Source organism: Serratia sp. CY44782 (genome assembly GCF_052168715.1).
Taxonomy (GTDB): Bacteria; Pseudomonadota; Gammaproteobacteria; order Enterobacterales; family Enterobacteriaceae; genus Serratia; species Serratia nevei.
In genome coordinates, this window is the sequence record NZ_JBJNME010000002.1 from 498,866 (window position 1) to 515,671 (window position 16,806).

A 16,806-nucleotide genomic window follows, 5' to 3' on the forward strand; every position below is an offset into this window, starting at 1 on the left:
TGAACTGGTAGCTTAGCCAAAAAAATGGCACACATTATAACCCAAAGTACGGCACATAGAGAAGATTGGTTGCATCAACTCGCCGATGTTATTACCGATCCTGATGAATTACTGCAGCTTTTGTCACTGAATACGCACCCGGAACTGCCGCAGGGGCGCGATGCCCGCCGGCTGTTCGCCCTGCGCGTGCCGCGCGCCTTCGCCGCACGCATGCGCCCCGGTGATGCCAACGACCCGCTGCTGCGCCAGGTGCTGACCGCCAGAGAGGAGTTCATCAACGCCCCAGGGTTCACCACCGATCCGCTCGATGAGCAGCGCAGCGTGGTGCCGGGCCTGCTGCACAAATACCGCAATCGCGCACTGCTGCTGGTCAAGGGCGGCTGTGCGGTCAACTGCCGTTACTGCTTCCGCCGCCACTTCCCCTATCAGGATAATCAGGGCAATAAGAACAACTGGCGGCAGGCACTGGATTATATCCGCCAACACCCGGAACTGGACGAGATCATTTTTTCCGGCGGCGATCCGCTGATGGCCAAAGACAGCGAGCTGGAATGGCTGGTTGGCGAACTGGAGGCCATCCCGCACCTGAAACGCCTGCGCATCCACACCCGTTTGCCGGTGGTGATCCCGGCGCGCATCACGCCGGCGCTGTGCCGCCTGCTGTCGGCCTCGCGCCTGCAGGTGCTGATGGTCACGCACATCAACCACGCCAACGAAATTGACCGCGATCTGCAAAGCGCCATGGCGCAGCTGCGCCTCGCCGGCGTCACGCTGCTCAACCAGAGCGTGCTGCTGCGCGACGTCAACGACGATGCCGACACGCTGGCGGCGCTCAGCAACGCGCTGTTCGACGCCGGTATCCTGCCTTACTACATCCACGTGCTGGACAAGGTGCAGGGCGCGGCGCACTTCATGGTCAGCGACGATGAAGCGCGCGCCATCATGCAGGCGCTGCTGAGCAAGGTGTCCGGTTATCTGGTGCCGCGCCTGACGCGCGAAGTAGGCGGCGAACCGAGCAAAACGCCGATCGACCTGCGCCTGATGCAGGAGTAGCGCGCCCCCCCCAACGAAAAGAGGAATGCCATGGCATTCCTCTTTTTTTATCTCTTTGCGGCTGCGGCCTCAGCGCCTTACGGGCACTTGTAAACCTGGCCGACCATTTTGCTGTCCAGCGGTGCGAAGCTGGAGAGCAGATTCTGGCTCGGGCTGTTGGCGCCGTAGATCACGTTGCCGCCCATGGCCGCTGCCTTGTTGCGCAGATCGTTGGCCGCACCGCGCATGGAGCTGCCTTCACCGCCGTTGCCGGACAGCCAGTTGCTCTGGGTGCCGGTCACTTCCCCCAGCAGCTGGCATTCCGCCGCCGGCTTGCTGTCGGTGAACTTGATCTGCTGACCCGCAGCGGTCAGTTCATGAGTGGTGCTGCAACCCGCCAGCAGCATCGCTGCCGAGAGACCCAGTAAGGCTTTAATCCGCATCTTGTTCCCCATTCGATGTTGAGAATTACGCAAAAGCTTATCAGAAAGCGATGCCATCTCTTAAGCATCCGTTGCCACGCGAGCGGGCCAACGTCTTGAGCGACAGCTGATGACTTACCAGTTTACCAGCTAAATCGCCCCGGGCGGCAAAAATATCATCAAATACAGTGCGGCGGCGCTCAGGCATAAAAAAACCCCGGTCGTTTGACCGGGGTTCTCAGCACACAAGCGTGTGGGGGATGATTACATCATGCCGCCCATGCCGCCCATGCCACCCATGCCGCCTGCTGCGCCCAGATCCGGTGCGTCAGCTTTCGGCAGGTCGGTGACCATGCATTCGGTGGTGATCATCAGGCCAGCCACAGAAGCCGCGTACTGCAGAGCAGAACGGGTCACTTTGGTTGGATCCAGGATACCCATCGCGATCATGTCGCCGTATTCTTCAGAGTAAGCGTTGTAACCGTAGCTGCCTTCGCCCGCTTTCACCTGGTTGGCGATAACGGAAGCTTCTTCACCGGCGTTGACCACGATCTGACGCAGAGGGGCTTCCATTGCGCGCAGCGCAACTTTGATACCCACGTTCTGGTCTTCGTTGTCGCCTTTCAGCGCGGCGATTTTGCCTGCAACGCGGATCAGCGCTACGCCACCGCCAGCCACCACGCCTTCTTCCACTGCGGCGCGGGTCGCGTGCAGGGCGTCTTCAACGCGGGCTTTCTTCTCTTTCATTTCAACTTCAGTGGCTGCGCCAACCTTAATAACGGCAACGCCGCCGGCCAGTTTCGCTACGCGCTCCTGCAGTTTTTCACGATCGTAGTCAGAGGTCGCTTCTTCGATCTGCTGACGAATTTGAGCAACGCGGCCCTGGATGGTCGCTTCGTCGCCCACGCCATCGATGATGATGGTGGTGTCTTTGTTGATCACAACGCGTTTTGCCTGGCCCAGGTCTTCCAGGGTGGCTTTTTCCAGCTCCAGACCGATCTCTTCAGAGATAACGGTACCGGCAGTCAGGGTCGCGATGTCCTGCAGCATGGCTTTACGGCGGTCGCCGAAGCCAGGCGCCTTAACGGCAGCCACTTTCACGATGCCGCGCATGGTGTTGACCACCAGGGTCGCCAGCGCTTCGCCTTCTACGTCTTCAGCGATGATCAGCAGCGGTTTGCCTGCTTTGGCAACGGCTTCCAGCACCGGCAGCATTTCGCGGATGTTGGAGATCTTTTTGTCAGCCAGCAGGATGAACGGGCTTTCCAGCTCAACAGAACCGGTTTCCGGCTTGTTGATGAAGTATGGGGACAGGTAACCGCGGTCGAACTGCATACCTTCAACCACGTCCAGCTCGTCTTGCAGGCCGGTGCCTTCTTCAACGGTGATAACGCCTTCTTTGCCCACTTTCTCCATCGCTTCCGCGATCAGTTTACCCACGGTTTCGTCGGAGTTGGCGGAGATGGTGCCTACCTGAGCGATAGCTTTGGAATCGGAGCAAGGTACGGACAGTTTTTTCAGTTCTTCAACTGCAGCGACAACCGCTTTGTCGATGCCGCGCTTCAGATCCATCGGGTTCATGCCTGCAGCAACCGCTTTCAGACCTTCGGTGATGATGGATTGAGCCAGTACGGTTGCCGTGGTGGTGCCGTCGCCCGCCGCGTCGTTCGCTTTAGAGGCCACTTCTTTCACCATCTGTGCGCCCATGTTCTCGAACTTGTCTTCCAGTTCGATTTCACGCGCAACGGAAACGCCGTCTTTGGTGATGGTCGGTGCGCCGAAAGATTTATCCAGCACTACGTTACGGCCTTTCGGGCCCAGGGTCACTTTTACTGCATCAGCGAGAACATTCACGCCGCGGAGCATTTTCACGCGAGCGTCATTGCCGAATTTTACGTCTTTAGCTGCCATTGGTATTTCCCTTCAACTCGTTCAGTTCAGAAGATAAAGCGCAATTACGCTTCAACAATTGCCAGAATGTCGCTTTCGGACATGATCAACACTTCTTCATTGTCGATCTTCTCTGCTTTCACGCCGTAGCCGTCGTTGAAAATCACGATATCGCCAACTTTCACATCCAGCGGTTGGATGTTGCCGCTTTCCAGCACACGCCCTTTACCCACTGCAACCACTTCACCGCGAGTGGATTTACCCGCCGCAGAGCCAGTCAGGACGATGCCGCCAGCAGATTTTGATTCAACTTCTTTGCGCTTGACGATAACGCGGTCATGCAATGGACGAATACTCATTGAACGCTCTCCTGTAAGAAGGTCTCTATCAGATTTAGGGTTGTACACCGGATGGTTGTTATTACCGGCCTCGTGGCATTTGAGATGGGGGCGTTCCAGCCCCCTTCAAGGGGGCTAACGAAAAAAATTTCGCATTTTTGGTCGGGCGGATGCTGCAGAGATGAAAAACGCGGCCTGAGCCGCGTTTGCTTAACGATCGTGAGGCTTGCGCTCCTCGTCCGGGCGGTGTTCCAGCACCGGGCGTTCGTCGTCCTTGCGCTGGAATTCGCCGTCGAAGGTGTTGCCGTTGGCGGCGTCGCCCCCCGTCCAACCGCCGGGGCGATAAACCGACAGATGCGGCATCAGCTTCAGCGTTAACGATTTTTGCACCGGCGGCAGCAGCAGCAACAGGCCGAGGAAGTCGGTGAAGAAGCCCGGGATCAGCAGCAGGAAGCCCGCCAGCACCAACGAAACGCTTTTCACCATTTCCGCCGCCGGGCTTTCGCCGGCCGCCAGTTTTTGCTGCATCTGCACGAAGGTTTTCATGCCCTGATTGCGCACCAGCGAAATGCCGACGCAGGAGCTGAACACCACCAGCAGCAGGGTGACAGCCACGCCGAGCACAGCGGCGACTTTGATAAAGATGGATATTTCTATGTAAGCCAGCAGAAATATCAGCAGTAGCGGTAACCAGCGCACCTGGTTCTCCTATCGGTAGATAAAGCGCGGCCGCCACGGGGCGACGGCGCGAAAAAAGAGGCCGTAAACGGCCGACACCATTACAATGAGGGCATCACCCCACCATTTCAACCGAGAGCCGGTTTTTATTGCTAAAGTTCACAAACGTGAAAGAAGTCACAGAACCGGAAAAGGGCATATCCTTAAACACCATAAGGTGATCTGGGTTCAGTCATTTCTTACCAACCAGCATATGATCTGGGCAGCAACGGGCGATTTGGTTAATCGTTTCACGCCCCAAGCCTTCGGCAATATTAATTTAGGCTGTGCCCTTACTAGCCTTGACCTGACAAATTATTAATTCGGCAGCAACACATAGAGAAGGTTCTCATGTCAAACAACATTCGTATCGAAGAAGACCTGTTAGGAACACGTGAAGTCCCCGCAGACGCTTACTACGGAGTTCACACTCTGCGTGCGATTGAAAACTTCTACATCAGCAACAGCAAAATCAGCGATGTCCCCGAGTTCGTTCGCGGCATGGTGATGGTGAAAAAGGCCGCGGCGATGGCCAACAAAGAACTCAAAACCATCCCGCGCAAAATCGCCGACGTGATCATCCAGGCCTGCGACGAGGTGCTGGATAAAGGCAAATGCATGGATCAGTTCCCGGTGGACGTGTTCCAGGGCGGCGCAGGCACCTCGCTGAACATGAACACCAACGAAGTGCTGGCGAACATCGGCCTGGAGCTGATGGGCCATCAAAAAGGCGAATACCAGTACCTGAACCCGAACGATCACCTCAATAAGTGCCAGTCCACCAACGACGCCTATCCGACCGGGTTCCGCATCGCGGTGTACGCCTCCAACCAGAAACTGATCGACGCCATCAACCAGCTGCGCGAAGGCTTCGACCGCAAGGCGAAAGAGTTCGAAACCATCCTGAAAATGGGCCGCACCCAGCTGCAGGACGCAGTACCGATGACCCTCGGCCAGGAATTCCACGCCTTCAGCGTGCTGCTGAACGAAGAGACCCGCAACCTGCACCGCACCGCGGAGCTGCTGCTGGAAGTGAACCTGGGCGCCACCGCCATCGGCACCGCGCTCAACACCCCGGAAGGCTATCAGCCGCTGGCGGTGCAAAAACTGGCGGAAGTCAGCGGCCTGCCAGTGGTGCCGGCGGAAGACCTGATCGAGGCCACCTCCGACTGCGGCGCCTACGTGATGGTGCACAGCGCGCTGAAGCGCCTGGCGGTGAAACTGTCCAAAATCTGCAACGACCTGCGCCTGCTCTCCTCCGGCCCGCGCGCCGGCCTGAACGAAATCAACCTGCCTGAGCTGCAGGCGGGATCGTCCATCATGCCGGCCAAAGTGAACCCGGTGGTGCCGGAAGTGGTCAATCAGGTGTGTTTCAAGGTGATTGGCAACGACACTTGCGTTACCATGGCGGCCGAAGCGGGCCAGCTGCAGCTGAACGTGATGGAGCCGGTGATCGGCCAGGCGATGTTCGAGTCGATCCACATCCTGACCAACGCCTGCTACAACCTGCTGGAAAAATGCATTAACGGCATCACCGCGAATAAAGAGGTCTGCGAACACTACGTCTTCAACTCGATCGGTATCGTCACCTATCTGAACCCGTTCATCGGCCACCATAACGGTGACATCGTCGGGAAGATCTGCGCCGAAACCGGCAAGAGCGTGCGTGAAGTGGTGCTGGAACGCGGCCTGCTGACCGAAGCCGAGCTGGATGACATCTTCTCCGTGGAGAACCTGATGCACCCGGCCTATAAAGCCAAACGCTATACGGATGAAAATGAACAATAACAGACCTACCCGGTAGCCCTGAAAGGCACGCTAAATCCTCTGGATAGCGTGCCTTTTTACTTTCCGGCGCCCACAAAATTTTAACGTTTGATTTTCAATTTCTCTCATTTTAAGGAGTAAACACTATGCTAGCCTTGGAATTGGTTATCGTTCTGCTGGCCATCTTTTTAGGGGCCAGGTTGGGCGGTATCGGTATCGGGTTCGCGGGGGGATTGGGCGTTCTGGTCCTGGCGCTGATCGGCGTCAAGCCGGGCAGCATTCCCTTCGACGTGATTTCCATCATCATGGCGGTGATCGCGGCGATCTCCGCGATGCAGGTCGCCGGGGGGATGGACTATCTGGTGCAGCAGACCGAAAAGCTGCTGCGCAAGAACCCCAAGCACATCACCATTCTCGCCCCTATCGTCACCTACTTCCTGACCATCTTCGCCGGCACCGGCAACATCTCGCTCTCGGCGCTGCCGGTGATCGCCGAAGTGGCGAAAGAACAGGGCATCAAGCCTTGCCGGCCGCTGTCCACCGCCGTGGTGTCCGCCCAGATCGCCATCACCGCCTCGCCGATCTCCGCCGCGGTGGTGTACATGTCTTCGGTGATGGAAGGCCACGGCGTCAGCTACCTGCACCTGCTGATGGTGGTGATCCCGTCCACCTTCTGCGCCGTGCTGGTGATGTCGCTGCTGGTGACCTGGCTGTTCGACTCCAAACTGTCTAACGATCCGGTGTACCTGAAACGCCTGGAAGAAGGCCTGATCACCCTGCGTGGCAACAACGCGCTGGAGATCAAACCGCGCGCCAAAGCCTCGGTGCTGCTGTTCCTGCTGGGCGTGCTGTGCGTAGTGGCTTACGCCATCATCAACAGCCCGGGCCTGGGCCTGGTGGCCAAGCCGCTGATGAACACCACCAACGCCATCCTGATCATCATGCTGAGCGTCGCCACGCTGACCACCCTGCTGTGCCGCGTCGACACCGACATGGTGCTGAACTCCAGCACCTTCAAGGCCGGCATGAGCGCCTGTATTTGTATCCTCGGCGTCGCCTGGCTGGGCGATACCTTCGTGCAGGCCAACATCGACTGGATCAAAGAGACGGCCGGCAGCGTCATTCAGGCGCACCCGTGGCTGCTGGCGGTGATCTTCTTCTTCTGCTCGGCGCTGCTGTACTCGCAGGCCGCTACCGCCAAGGCGCTGATGCCAATGGCGCTGGCGCTGAACGTATCGCCGCTGACCGCCGTCGCCTCCTTCGCCGCCGTCTCCGGCCTGTTCATCCTGCCGACCTACCCGACGCTGGTCGCTGCGGTGCAGATGGACGATACCGGCACCACGCGCATCGGCCGCTTCGTGTTCAACCATCCGTTCTTCATTCCCGGCACCATGGGCGTGATCTTCGCCGTGGTATTCGGCTTCCTGCTCGGCAGCATCATGCTGTAACGCTCCAACCGGGGCTGCGGCCCCGGTTTTCCTTCTGGCGATAAACTCGCCTTCTAGCCAATCCGCCTTCAGGGTATAGTGCCCATTCGAACCGATGAGAGGGCTGAAGATGTCTGATTGCGAAGCTGTCGTCATACTCTGTACCGCACCCGATGAAGCCAGCGCCCAGGAACTGGCGGCGCGAGTTTTGGGCGATAAGCTGGCGGCCTGCGCCACGCTGCTGCCCGGCGCTACCTCGCTGTATTACTGGGAAGGGAAACTGGAACAGGAATACGAAGTGCAGATGCTGTTCAAAAGCGATCGCCGCCGTCAGCAGGCCCTGCTCGACACCCTGAAACAACATCACCCTTACCAGACGCCCGAGCTGCTGGTGCTACCGGTGATGGCCGGAGATAAAGACTACCTGTTATGGATCAACGCTTCATTAAACTGATTTTGCTGCTCTGCAGCCTGTTCTTCCTGCCGCAGGCGGCGCAGGCTTCGCTGTTCACGCCGAAGGGCGGCAGCCAGTTCGTGCCTGTCGATCAGGCCTTCGCCTTCGATTTCAAACAGCAAGGCAGCCAGGTAACGCTGAATTGGCAGATCCGCCCCGGCTACTACCTGTATCGCCAGCAGATCAAACTGGTGCCGCAGCAGGCAACGCTCGGCGCCTTTACCCTGCCCGAAGGGTTGAGCCACAAGGACGAGTTCTTCGGCGAAGTGGCGATTTTCAAACAGCAGCTGAATCTGCAGGTGCCGCTGCAACAGGCGGCGGCCAACGCCAGCCTCAGCGTCACCTATCAGGGCTGCGCCGAAGCCGGCTTCTGCTACCCGCCGGAAACCCGAACCATCCCGCTGGATGCCGTCAGCGCCGGCGCGGCCGCCCCGCTCCCGGCGGTTGACACCGCACCAACCGAACAGCCCGCTACGCCGGCCAGCCTGCCGTTCTCGCCGCTGTGGGCGCTGCTGATCGGCATCGGCATCGCCTTCACGCCGTGCGTGCTGCCGATGTACCCGCTGATCTCCGGCATCATCCTCGGCCGCGACCGGCCACAAAGCAGCGGCCGCATTCTGGCGCTGGCGGTGGTTTACGTGCAGGGCATGGCGCTCACCTACACCCTGCTGGGGCTGGTGGTGGCCGCCGCCGGCCTGCAGTTCCAGGCGGCGCTGCAGCACCCTTACGTGCTGATCGGCCTGTCGGTGTTGTTCATCGCGCTGGCGCTGTCGATGTTCGGCCTCTATTCCCTGCAGCTGCCCTCGGCGCTGCAAACCCGGCTGGCGAGCTGGAGCAACACCCAACGCGGCGGCTCGCTGGCCGGCGTGTTCCTGATGGGCGCCCTGGCCGGGCTGATTTGCTCGCCCTGCACCACCGCGCCGCTCAGCGCCATCCTGCTGTATATCGCCCAGAGCGGTAACCTGTGGGCCGGCGGCGGCACGCTGTACCTGTACGCGCTGGGGATGGGCATTCCGCTGGTGATCGTCACCCTGTTCGGCAACCGCCTGCTGCCGCGCAGCGGCCCGTGGATGCAGTACGTGAAAGAGGCCTTCGGCTTCGTCATTCTGGCGCTGCCGGTGTTCCTGCTGGAGCGGGTGATCGGCGATCTGTGGGGCCTGCGCCTGTGGAGCCTGCTCGGCCTGGCGTTCTTCGGCTGGGCCTTCGCCCTGAGCCTGAGAAGCGCGCGCGGCTGCGCGCGCGCCCTGCAACTGCTGTTGCTCGCGGCGGCGGTGATCGCCGCGCGGCCGCTGCAGGACTGGGCCTTCGGCGCCGATCAGGCGCAGCAGGCGGCTCAGCCGCACCTGACTTTTACCCGCATCAACAACGTCGAACAGCTCGATCTCGCGCTGCAACAGGCGCGCGGCAAGCCGGTGATGCTGGATCTGTACGCCGACTGGTGCGTGGCCTGTAAAGAGTTCGAGAAATACACCTTCAGCGATGCGGCGGTGCAGGCGAGCCTGGCCAACGCGGTGCTGCTGCAGGCGGACGTCACCGCCAACGGCGCGGAACAGGCGGCGCTGCTGAAGCATTTGCAGGTACTGGGGTTACCCACGATCCTGTTCTTCGATCCGGCGGGCCAGGAGCTGACGGTCCAGCGGGTCACCGGTTTCATGAAGGCAGAAGCCTTCAACGCGCATTTGCAGAAAGTGATGCGATAAATAACACTGAGGTTCTGAACCGAAGAGGAGGAAGCACAAGTGCAACGTGAACACGTCCTTGATACCGCGCTGGGCCTGTTGGAACAACAGGGCCTGGCGACCGCCACATTAGAGATGCTGGCGGAAAAACTCGACGTTCAGCCCGGCGATCTCAAACGGTTCTGGCCGGATCGCGAAGCGCTGCTGTACGACTGCCTGCGCTACCACGGCCAACAGATCGACACCTGGCGCCGTCAGCTGTTGCTGGACGAAAACCTGAGCCCGCAGCAAAAGCTGCTGGCGCGCTATGATGTGCTGGCGGAATACGTGCAGCAAGACCGCTACCCCGGCTGCCTGTTTATCGCCGCCTGCAGCTTCTTCCCGGAAACGGATCACCCGATCCACCAGCTGGCGGAGCAGCAAAAGCTAACCTCGCTGGAGCTGACCCGCGAACTGCTGCGCGACATGGACGCCGACGACGCCGACATGGTGGCGCAGCAAATGGAATTGATTCAGGAAGGCTGCCTGAGCAAACTGCTGGTAAAACGCCAGCTCCAGGACGTATCGGTCGCCAAACGGCTGGCGGAAGACATCTTGCAGGTGGCGCAGTGCCGCCGCAACGGGGCGCTGAGCTGAGCGAGCCGCGCTTACGGCGCCGCCAGCCCAAGGTGATAGCCTGAACAGGCGCAATTTTTGCGCCCTTTGCCTGAAAAGCCAGCAACCGGACGCGTTTTAACGCCTTTCATGCATAAAGCCGTTGACGGCCATCGGCCAATACGGTTTAATGCTGCCCGTTGCCCGGATAGCTCAGTCGGTAGAGCAGGGGATTGAAAATCCCCGTGTCCTTGGTTCGATTCCGAGTCCGGGCACCATATTCAGAAGAACCCGCCTATGGCGGGTTTTTCGCTTTCCGGGGTACGGATTCTCCATCGAACTACGTTCGATTATTCGGCCTTAAGGCCTCACCCTGCGGGCCAGCGCTGAAGCGCTGTTCAACGCGGCGCAGGCGCCGGTTGTCCGAGTCCGGTCGCCCTATTCAGAGCTCCCCAAAAAGTGGTTTTTTGCTTTTCAGGGACAGGACTCTTCATCGAACTGCGTTCGATTATTCGGCCAAAGGCCTCACCCTGCAGGCCAACGCTGAAGCGCTGTTCAACGCGGCGCCGATAATTTCCCTTGCGCGACATGTGGCTGCTTTCAACAGCCAAAATACGCATGTCTTTTTAGAAAAGGCTATCGATGGTCAGCAGCGCCTTGAGTTTGTTGGCATTCACGTCACCGCACGTTGCTGAAACGAAGTGCTGCAACTGCCATTTCTGCGTTGTAATAGCTTGCTTCACAATGGGCTTAACCCAAGGAGCATAAACACGAATGGCCCTTTTCCCTTCTTTGCCCTTAACTGACATGACCCCTTTTTTCGCCAGCACATGTCTGTTGAATATAAAGAATCCTCTATGAGTATGGTCAAAAACGCTCACCAATACGAACTCGATGCCATCGTCAAAATCGATGGGCATAATCTCATCCTGCACATGCGGTCTTTTCCATATAGTCACAAACTGGCCGAGTTTAGTTGGAGTCGTGTTGGCGACGCGGAATAATGCTCGCTTGCCTTCCACGTCAAGCTGACAGGCGCCATACTCGCCGCTCTCAGCTTCTCGTTGAGGTTCCGATATGCGGATTCCGGCAGGCAATAACACATCGTTTATTATATCAGAAAGTTGAACCGGAATTCTCCCTTGCGCCGGATCGGCAAACCAAGCTCCCTCAACGTCTTTATTACTTCCTAACATACTCTATTTCCTTCTTTCTTATCAGTGACTCTTTCATTAACAATATTATATTGTCATGCTTGATCAGGAAGACTCGCGCAGAATACAAATCTGCTCGTAACACTACCACAAGAGCATGCAACCTCACTGTCCTTTTCAAATCATTCCCCCGATATCAACCGGCCTCCTTACGGTCAATCTCCGTAGAATTATATAGGCAATACAGTCCATTACCTCCAAGACCCCTTTCTCTTGGATATCCCAATGCGTTATTTACATAGTCGATATCATCGACTCTGAGACTTCTGGCGATATGACTATGGCCATAAACATGCATATCTGGCTGAAGAATAGAAATCTGCTCCGACAGTTTTTCAGAACCTAACACCGGGAAGAGATATTTAAACGCCTCGGGAACAAAATTTGGCAACAGTTTTGCAGACGGCAAGAAATGCGAAAAAGAAATGATAACATCATTTTTCGTATTGAGTCGCGGGATGTTTTTATCAAGGAAAAAATCCGTCGCGTGCCGTAAATCCCAATTATCGGGCCACTTGCATGCATAGAAATCCATCCAACTGCTGAGCAATTTATCCGTAGGTGATGCAAAGGAAAAATCATACCAACTGAATAAAGGCACGATTGATACGCCGGCATGGTGGTAGACATCCATGGAAACGCCACACCGCTCAGCGAGCAGGCAAATCTGCTCAAATTTTTCAATCGATGTAAGAATGCGATCGCGCACAACCCACAGCTCATGATTGCCCGGCACAAAGAGCACCTTTTTGAAACGGCAGGCCAGGTAGGTAAAGCACTGTTCAAGCCTGCTCAATTCATCGCTCACATCACCAGCCACAATCAACACATCTTCAGTATAGTCAGCATCAAATGCATTAAAGAGCCACTCGGCATTGCCATCAAAGTCGATATGAAGATCCGAGATTGCGTAAACTTTCATATATCCCCTTTTAAAAGACCCTCGCCAACATGTATCCATTTCCTGGAGAGGGTCATTTCACGGCTACTGCTCGCTCTGCATAATCAGCTGATTCAACTTTTGCGCCAATGCCGTCGTTAACGGCGGATACACATGCTGTCCGGTATGCCGATATTCCATCGCCCCTTCATAGCCGCGTTTGAAATGCGGCGCTTCGGCGAGAAATACCGGCATATCGTTATCGCCGACAATCTGCAACATAGGTAGCTGCAATCCGCCCACCTTATTGAATAACCCATCGCGTTCGTGAATCGGTGAACGCCAGGGTGACATCGCAATGAAGAACTTAATGCCCTTCAACCCCAAGTCTTCGCCTAGATGCTGGAGATGCAACGCTACAGACGCTACTGCGGCACCTTCACAAAATCCTGCAATACCCTCAAAAGGGCCGTAATTTTGCGTCAGCTCTCTAACGTAAGTCAGCGTTGAGCGCCATATGTCTCGATCTTGCGCGGATATCTCTTGAGGCGCCGTCCCATGGAACTCTTCCCACAGTCTTTCGAACCCCGCCTTCCACTCTCTGTATTTCCCTTGCGTGTCGTATACCCCGCTCTCGACAAGCTGTGTTAAGCCAATTTGCTGCAGCTGAATTTCATTAGTAAACGCCGGCATTTCATAAGGCGCATCCGGGATGACGAATTCAAGATCCGTACGAGCACTCCAGCCCGTGCGTTCAAGCAGCGATTTCGCTAACCGGGCATTCGTTCCCTGACCGGACAGGAACAACACCCGGCGACGTCGAGGGACATAGACGGACATGGCCCCGAATCGCTTATGGATATAGCGCTTCTCTACCGGCATAGCCGGATTGCGGCGGTGCAATATCGACATTGCGGGCTCCAGCAATTGCCAAAGCGCCGTCATCTCGCCCTCTGAAGCGCCCAGCAGCTGAGCATAATTTCGCCATTCATTTTCGCGTTCAACCTGGAAGCGGTCGAAGGGATACAGCTCGGCGGTACGAGCGGCCACTGTTTTTTTGGCCGGCTCAATGAAATCCCATAGCTCCATAAAAATGCGTTCCGCATTCGTGGTTTTTTGGGACTCCGTCATGATGCGTGATAGGGAGTTGGTGAATGCCGACGGATTCTCTCGGAAATGAATATAGGCGCGGGCAAACGCTTGTACGAAGAATGCATAGCTGGAGCAAAGCAGCGTTCGCACTTTCCTTGGCACCTGAGCCCCGTCATTGTAAGTGAAGAGGTTGGGATCGCCGTTGATCCAAAGCCCTTTCACCGCCATGTCTTGGCCAAATATGCCCGGCAATAAAGTGGTGTCCGTATCCGACCCCAAACACTTCAGGAAAACATCCGCTTTAATCTCTTGCCCCTTCCGGGTCAGGGCCCCATTGTCGGTCATCCTGGCGACCTCATCCTCGACGATGGTGAGTTTACCCAGCATCTGGGCGAGGAAGAACAGATCGGATCCCGGCGGAACCGTGGTTTGATCGAGCAACAGATCACCGCTTTTGTCGCGGCTGATCGACGGTAACGTTTCTATATCGATACCGCATGCCTGATAAAAGGGACGCATGATCTCGACGACGTCGGCAACCGGCATAACGCCGTTGTTGGCGTTGAGCAGCCAATTGCAAAACGTTGACAGGACGAGATTGCGACGGCGGCATAACAATGTGACGTGCTTAGCGCCGTTTTCCAGGGCTGTACGCATATTTTCTATAGCGAATGCGCCGTGCCCGACAATCACCACAGAAGCCCCGTTAAAGACCGTGACCGCGGTATCGTTGCTGATCCCCTGCCCAACGTGCCCGAGGAAACGCTCTTCGTCCGGGAAACGATGCTGCACCGGGCGATGCAACCCCCCTGTCATCGCCGCGACCCCAGACACCAGCATGCTGTGCGACTTCCCATCTTTCAGATAAGTGACGAGGTATTCGTTCTCGCTTTTCTTTTCAACCTGCCGCACTTCACAGCCGAAAATAACGTCCCCTTTCAATGTCTCTGCGATCGTCTCCGCCCCTTCGAGGATCTCGGCTCGGCCAGGGAATCCTTTACTCCACCGATGATCGCCGATTAACGGCAGATGGTTGCTGTCGAAGTCATACGCAGGGGAGTCTATTTGCAGCTTCGAATCATCATTCGCCAGGCTTTTCCACACCCCGCCAGCCCAGTCGTTTTTCTCGAGAACCACGACGGACAGGCCATTTTTCTCCAGCTGCCGCGCAAAGCCCAACCCGCCGACGCCGGCGCCAATGACCAATACCGGCAATGACGGCGTCGCGCGTTCCGGCTGCGCGTTAGACAAGGCTGCGCCGATGGCCGGTTGTTCAGCCATGACATAGCGGACCATGGCGTTGATATCGGGATTTTCAAGCGCGAAAGTCGCAGGAAGCCCCATTTTCAAAGAGGACGCTATCCGGTTGCGCAAAGACATGCTGCCCAAAGAGTCCAGACCATTCTCCAGCAAAGCGACATCGTCATCGACCGATTCCCCGACCGTTTCCCAAACGGCCTCGCGTATCATCTGACGAACGTCCTGGACGCCCTCCGCCGGAGCAGCGCTCGGGCGCGGTTTCAATCCTTCAATCAGCGGGCTTGTGAGTTTGACGCGCGCCCATGTTATCGGCGAGACAAGGAAAGTGCCGGCGCTGTCCGACGATAAAAGCTTGTCGAGCATTTCACAGCCCAGCGTATTGCTGATGGCGCCAAAACCGGCGCTTTCTGCGCGGCGTACCGCATCATGGCGCACCGCCATGCCATTTTCAGACCAGGCTCCCCACTGAATCGAAAGTGCTTTTTCTCCAGCCTGCGCCCACTGTTCCGCTAAAGCGTCCAGGCCGCTATTCGCCGCCGCATAGCTCGCTTGACCAACGGAACCGAACGCCGCGGCGGCAGAGGAATACAGCACCATAAAATCGCCGGGCGCCAGGATGTCATGCAGATGTTGCGCGCCATTCACTTTCACAGCCCGCGCATTGTCCAGCATTGACGGTGTCTGCTTAAGCAAAGTGCCATCGGTCAACAGACCCGCGATATGAATCACGCCAGAGATCGCCGGCCAACCCTGCGCATTCAGCCAGGCGGGGATCGCCTCCACTTGCCGACGATCCGCCACATCGCATGCCAGGCTGGCGACCGCGACGTTTTCCCCCAACGTCGGTAAATCCGCCGGGGAATAAGCGGTTCGCGACAGCAGCAGTACATGCGCCGCCCCCTGTTTCGCCAAATAGCCGGCGACGACTTGCCCCAACGCCCCCATACCGCCGCTGATGACATAGGTGGCGTCCGCCCGAATTCCCGCGCTGTCGCACTTCTGCGTTTGGTAGCGTTGGAGCCGCGGCGACTGCATGCCGCCTGACTCAGTAAGGCGGCATTCTTCCTCGATATCCTCACGAAGACACAGTGACAGCGCCAGCGCCACTTGTTCCGGCAGGCACTCGATATAACGCAGCACACGTTCCGGTTGTTCTTGCCGCGCCGTGCGCACCAACCCGCTCAACCCCGCATCACCCAGTGCGCCGGTTCGCTTCAACAGAACTAAACGCGGAACAGGCTTTGCCTGCAACACGGCTAACGCCTGCGCGACATCCTCCTCTTCCCCTTCGCTCAATACCGCCACGGTCTGCCACGCTTGTTCATCGAGCACGGCGCCTACCGCCTCGGCCCCAACGGCAACCATACCGATCCACCCCTCCGGCAAGTTCAGCGGCACCGTATGACGCGACAACAGCAAGTGGGGCCCGATGTTCACCTCTCCCATTTCAGGCAGGGCCTGCTCAACCCAGATCGTTGTGTAAAGCGGGTCAGGCACCTTTCCCATCGGCGTATCGATGTGCGTCGCAGGTTTCACTTCCGACTTAGCCCAAGCTAATGGCTTATGTTTAAATAAAGGCGATCGTTTACTCACAAGTAACTCCCTGTATTAATTGAAATAAAACTCATCTTTAGAGGTAACCCACTGCGTCCGCACATCGGGCGCGATACGCTTCGCCATGTTGATCAACGTCGCACCCGGTCCGATTTCAAACACGCCGTCCGGCGTGCCGCCTTGCCCCAGCAACGTTTGCACCGCCTGCAGGAAGCGTACCGGCTGAGTGATTTGCTCACTCCAGTACTCCGCCGTCTGCAGCCCTCCCGCCGCCGCTTGCCCCGTCAGCGTGGAAATAAACCGCACCCCATCCGTCGGTGCGCGCAATGCCACCGTACTCACCACGTCGCCAAACGCCGCCGCTGCTGCTGCCATCATCGGCGAATGGAAAGCGTGCGAAACCGCCAACGGCGTGTGTTCATGCGCATAATGCCGCTGCACGAACGCCGCCAGCGCCGCGTGCGGCCCCGCCACCACCGTCATTCC

The 16,806-nt window shown here is 57.6% G+C and carries 14 protein-coding genes and 1 tRNA gene; 7 read left to right on the forward strand and 8 right to left on the reverse strand.

Annotated elements, in window-relative coordinates:
• The first annotated feature begins 24 nt into the window (after positions 1 to 24).
• Entirely contained in the window at positions 25 to 1,053 is a 1,029-nt protein-coding gene (gene epmB / locus ACJ8HT_RS05885; RefSeq protein WP_033636765.1) for an EF-P beta-lysylation protein EpmB, read from the forward strand.
• A gap of 77 nt (positions 1,054 to 1,130) precedes the next feature.
• On the opposite strand, the gene ACJ8HT_RS05890 is transcribed toward epmB, so the two are convergent.
• The 4 genes from ACJ8HT_RS05890 to ACJ8HT_RS05905 all read right to left on the reverse strand — a co-directional run bounded on the left by ACJ8HT_RS05890 (position 1,131) and on the right by ACJ8HT_RS05905 (position 4,381).
• On the reverse strand, positions 1,131 to 1,475 hold the full coding sequence (locus tag ACJ8HT_RS05890) for a DUF4156 domain-containing protein (RefSeq protein WP_025305007.1): 345 nt from the start codon (positions 1,473 to 1,475) through the stop codon (positions 1,131 to 1,133).
• Between the two features lie 243 nt (positions 1,476 to 1,718).
• Entirely contained in the window at positions 1,719 to 3,365 is a 1,647-nt protein-coding gene (groL, locus tag ACJ8HT_RS05895) for a chaperonin GroEL (protein WP_004929662.1), read from the reverse strand.
• A gap of 44 nt (positions 3,366 to 3,409) precedes the next feature.
• Complete coding sequence (locus ACJ8HT_RS05900; protein WP_004952634.1) at positions 3,410 to 3,703, reverse strand: co-chaperone GroES; 294 nt, start codon at positions 3,701 to 3,703, stop codon at positions 3,410 to 3,412.
• A gap of 189 nt (positions 3,704 to 3,892) precedes the next feature.
• The gene (locus tag ACJ8HT_RS05905; RefSeq protein WP_019453406.1) at positions 3,893 to 4,381 is read right to left on the reverse strand and encodes an FxsA family protein; all 489 of its coding nucleotides are present in this window, start codon (positions 4,379 to 4,381) and stop codon (positions 3,893 to 3,895) included.
• A 369-nt stretch (positions 4,382 to 4,750) separates the two neighbouring features.
• Here ACJ8HT_RS05905 and aspA point away from each other — a divergent pair, with 369 nt between their 5' ends.
• The 6 genes from aspA (at position 4,751) to ACJ8HT_RS05935 (ending at position 10,598) form a co-directional block, all read left to right on the forward strand.
• The gene (gene aspA / locus ACJ8HT_RS05910) at positions 4,751 to 6,187 is read left to right on the forward strand and encodes an aspartate ammonia-lyase (RefSeq protein WP_004929659.1); all 1,437 of its coding nucleotides are present in this window, start codon (positions 4,751 to 4,753) and stop codon (positions 6,185 to 6,187) included.
• Between the two features lie 125 nt (positions 6,188 to 6,312).
• Entirely contained in the window at positions 6,313 to 7,614 is a 1,302-nt protein-coding gene (locus tag ACJ8HT_RS05915) for an anaerobic C4-dicarboxylate transporter (RefSeq protein ID WP_033654882.1), read from the forward strand.
• 109 nt (positions 7,615 to 7,723) lie between these two features.
• Positions 7,724 to 8,047, forward strand: a complete 324-nt coding sequence (cutA, locus tag ACJ8HT_RS05920; RefSeq protein ID WP_004929657.1) for a divalent cation tolerance protein CutA — start codon at positions 7,724 to 7,726, stop codon at positions 8,045 to 8,047.
• A complete protein-coding gene (locus ACJ8HT_RS05925; protein WP_197652824.1) occupies positions 8,023 to 9,747 on the forward strand; it encodes a protein-disulfide reductase DsbD in 1,725 nt (574 codons plus the stop codon). The genes cutA and ACJ8HT_RS05925 overlap by 25 nt, the downstream gene beginning before the upstream one ends.
• Before the next feature lie 39 nt (positions 9,748 to 9,786).
• Positions 9,787 to 10,362 (forward strand): division control transcriptional repressor DicD, encoded by a 576-nt coding sequence (gene dicD, locus ACJ8HT_RS05930; RefSeq protein ID WP_015376374.1) that lies wholly within the window; start codon positions 9,787 to 9,789, stop codon positions 10,360 to 10,362.
• Between the two features lie 160 nt (positions 10,363 to 10,522).
• A tRNA-Phe gene (locus ACJ8HT_RS05935) sits at positions 10,523 to 10,598 on the forward strand.
• Between the two features lie 348 nt (positions 10,599 to 10,946).
• On the opposite strand, the gene ACJ8HT_RS05940 is transcribed toward ACJ8HT_RS05935, so the two are convergent.
• From ACJ8HT_RS05940 to ACJ8HT_RS05955, 4 genes are all read right to left on the reverse strand, one after another.
• The gene (locus ACJ8HT_RS05940; RefSeq protein ID WP_197652825.1) at positions 10,947 to 11,516 is read right to left on the reverse strand and encodes a MepB family protein; all 570 of its coding nucleotides are present in this window, start codon (positions 11,514 to 11,516) and stop codon (positions 10,947 to 10,949) included.
• Positions 11,517 to 11,670: 154 nt separating this feature from the next.
• Entirely contained in the window at positions 11,671 to 12,456 is a 786-nt protein-coding gene (locus ACJ8HT_RS05945; protein ID WP_194572405.1) for a metallophosphoesterase family protein, read from the reverse strand.
• A 63-nt stretch (positions 12,457 to 12,519) separates the two neighbouring features.
• Entirely contained in the window at positions 12,520 to 16,359 is a 3,840-nt protein-coding gene (locus ACJ8HT_RS05950) for an SDR family NAD(P)-dependent oxidoreductase (RefSeq protein WP_154892282.1), read from the reverse strand.
• A 15-nt stretch (positions 16,360 to 16,374) separates the two neighbouring features.
• Positions 16,375 to 16,806, reverse strand: a 432-nt coding sequence (locus tag ACJ8HT_RS05955) for an acyltransferase domain-containing protein (RefSeq protein WP_442520125.1), incomplete at its 5' end; no start/stop codon positions are given.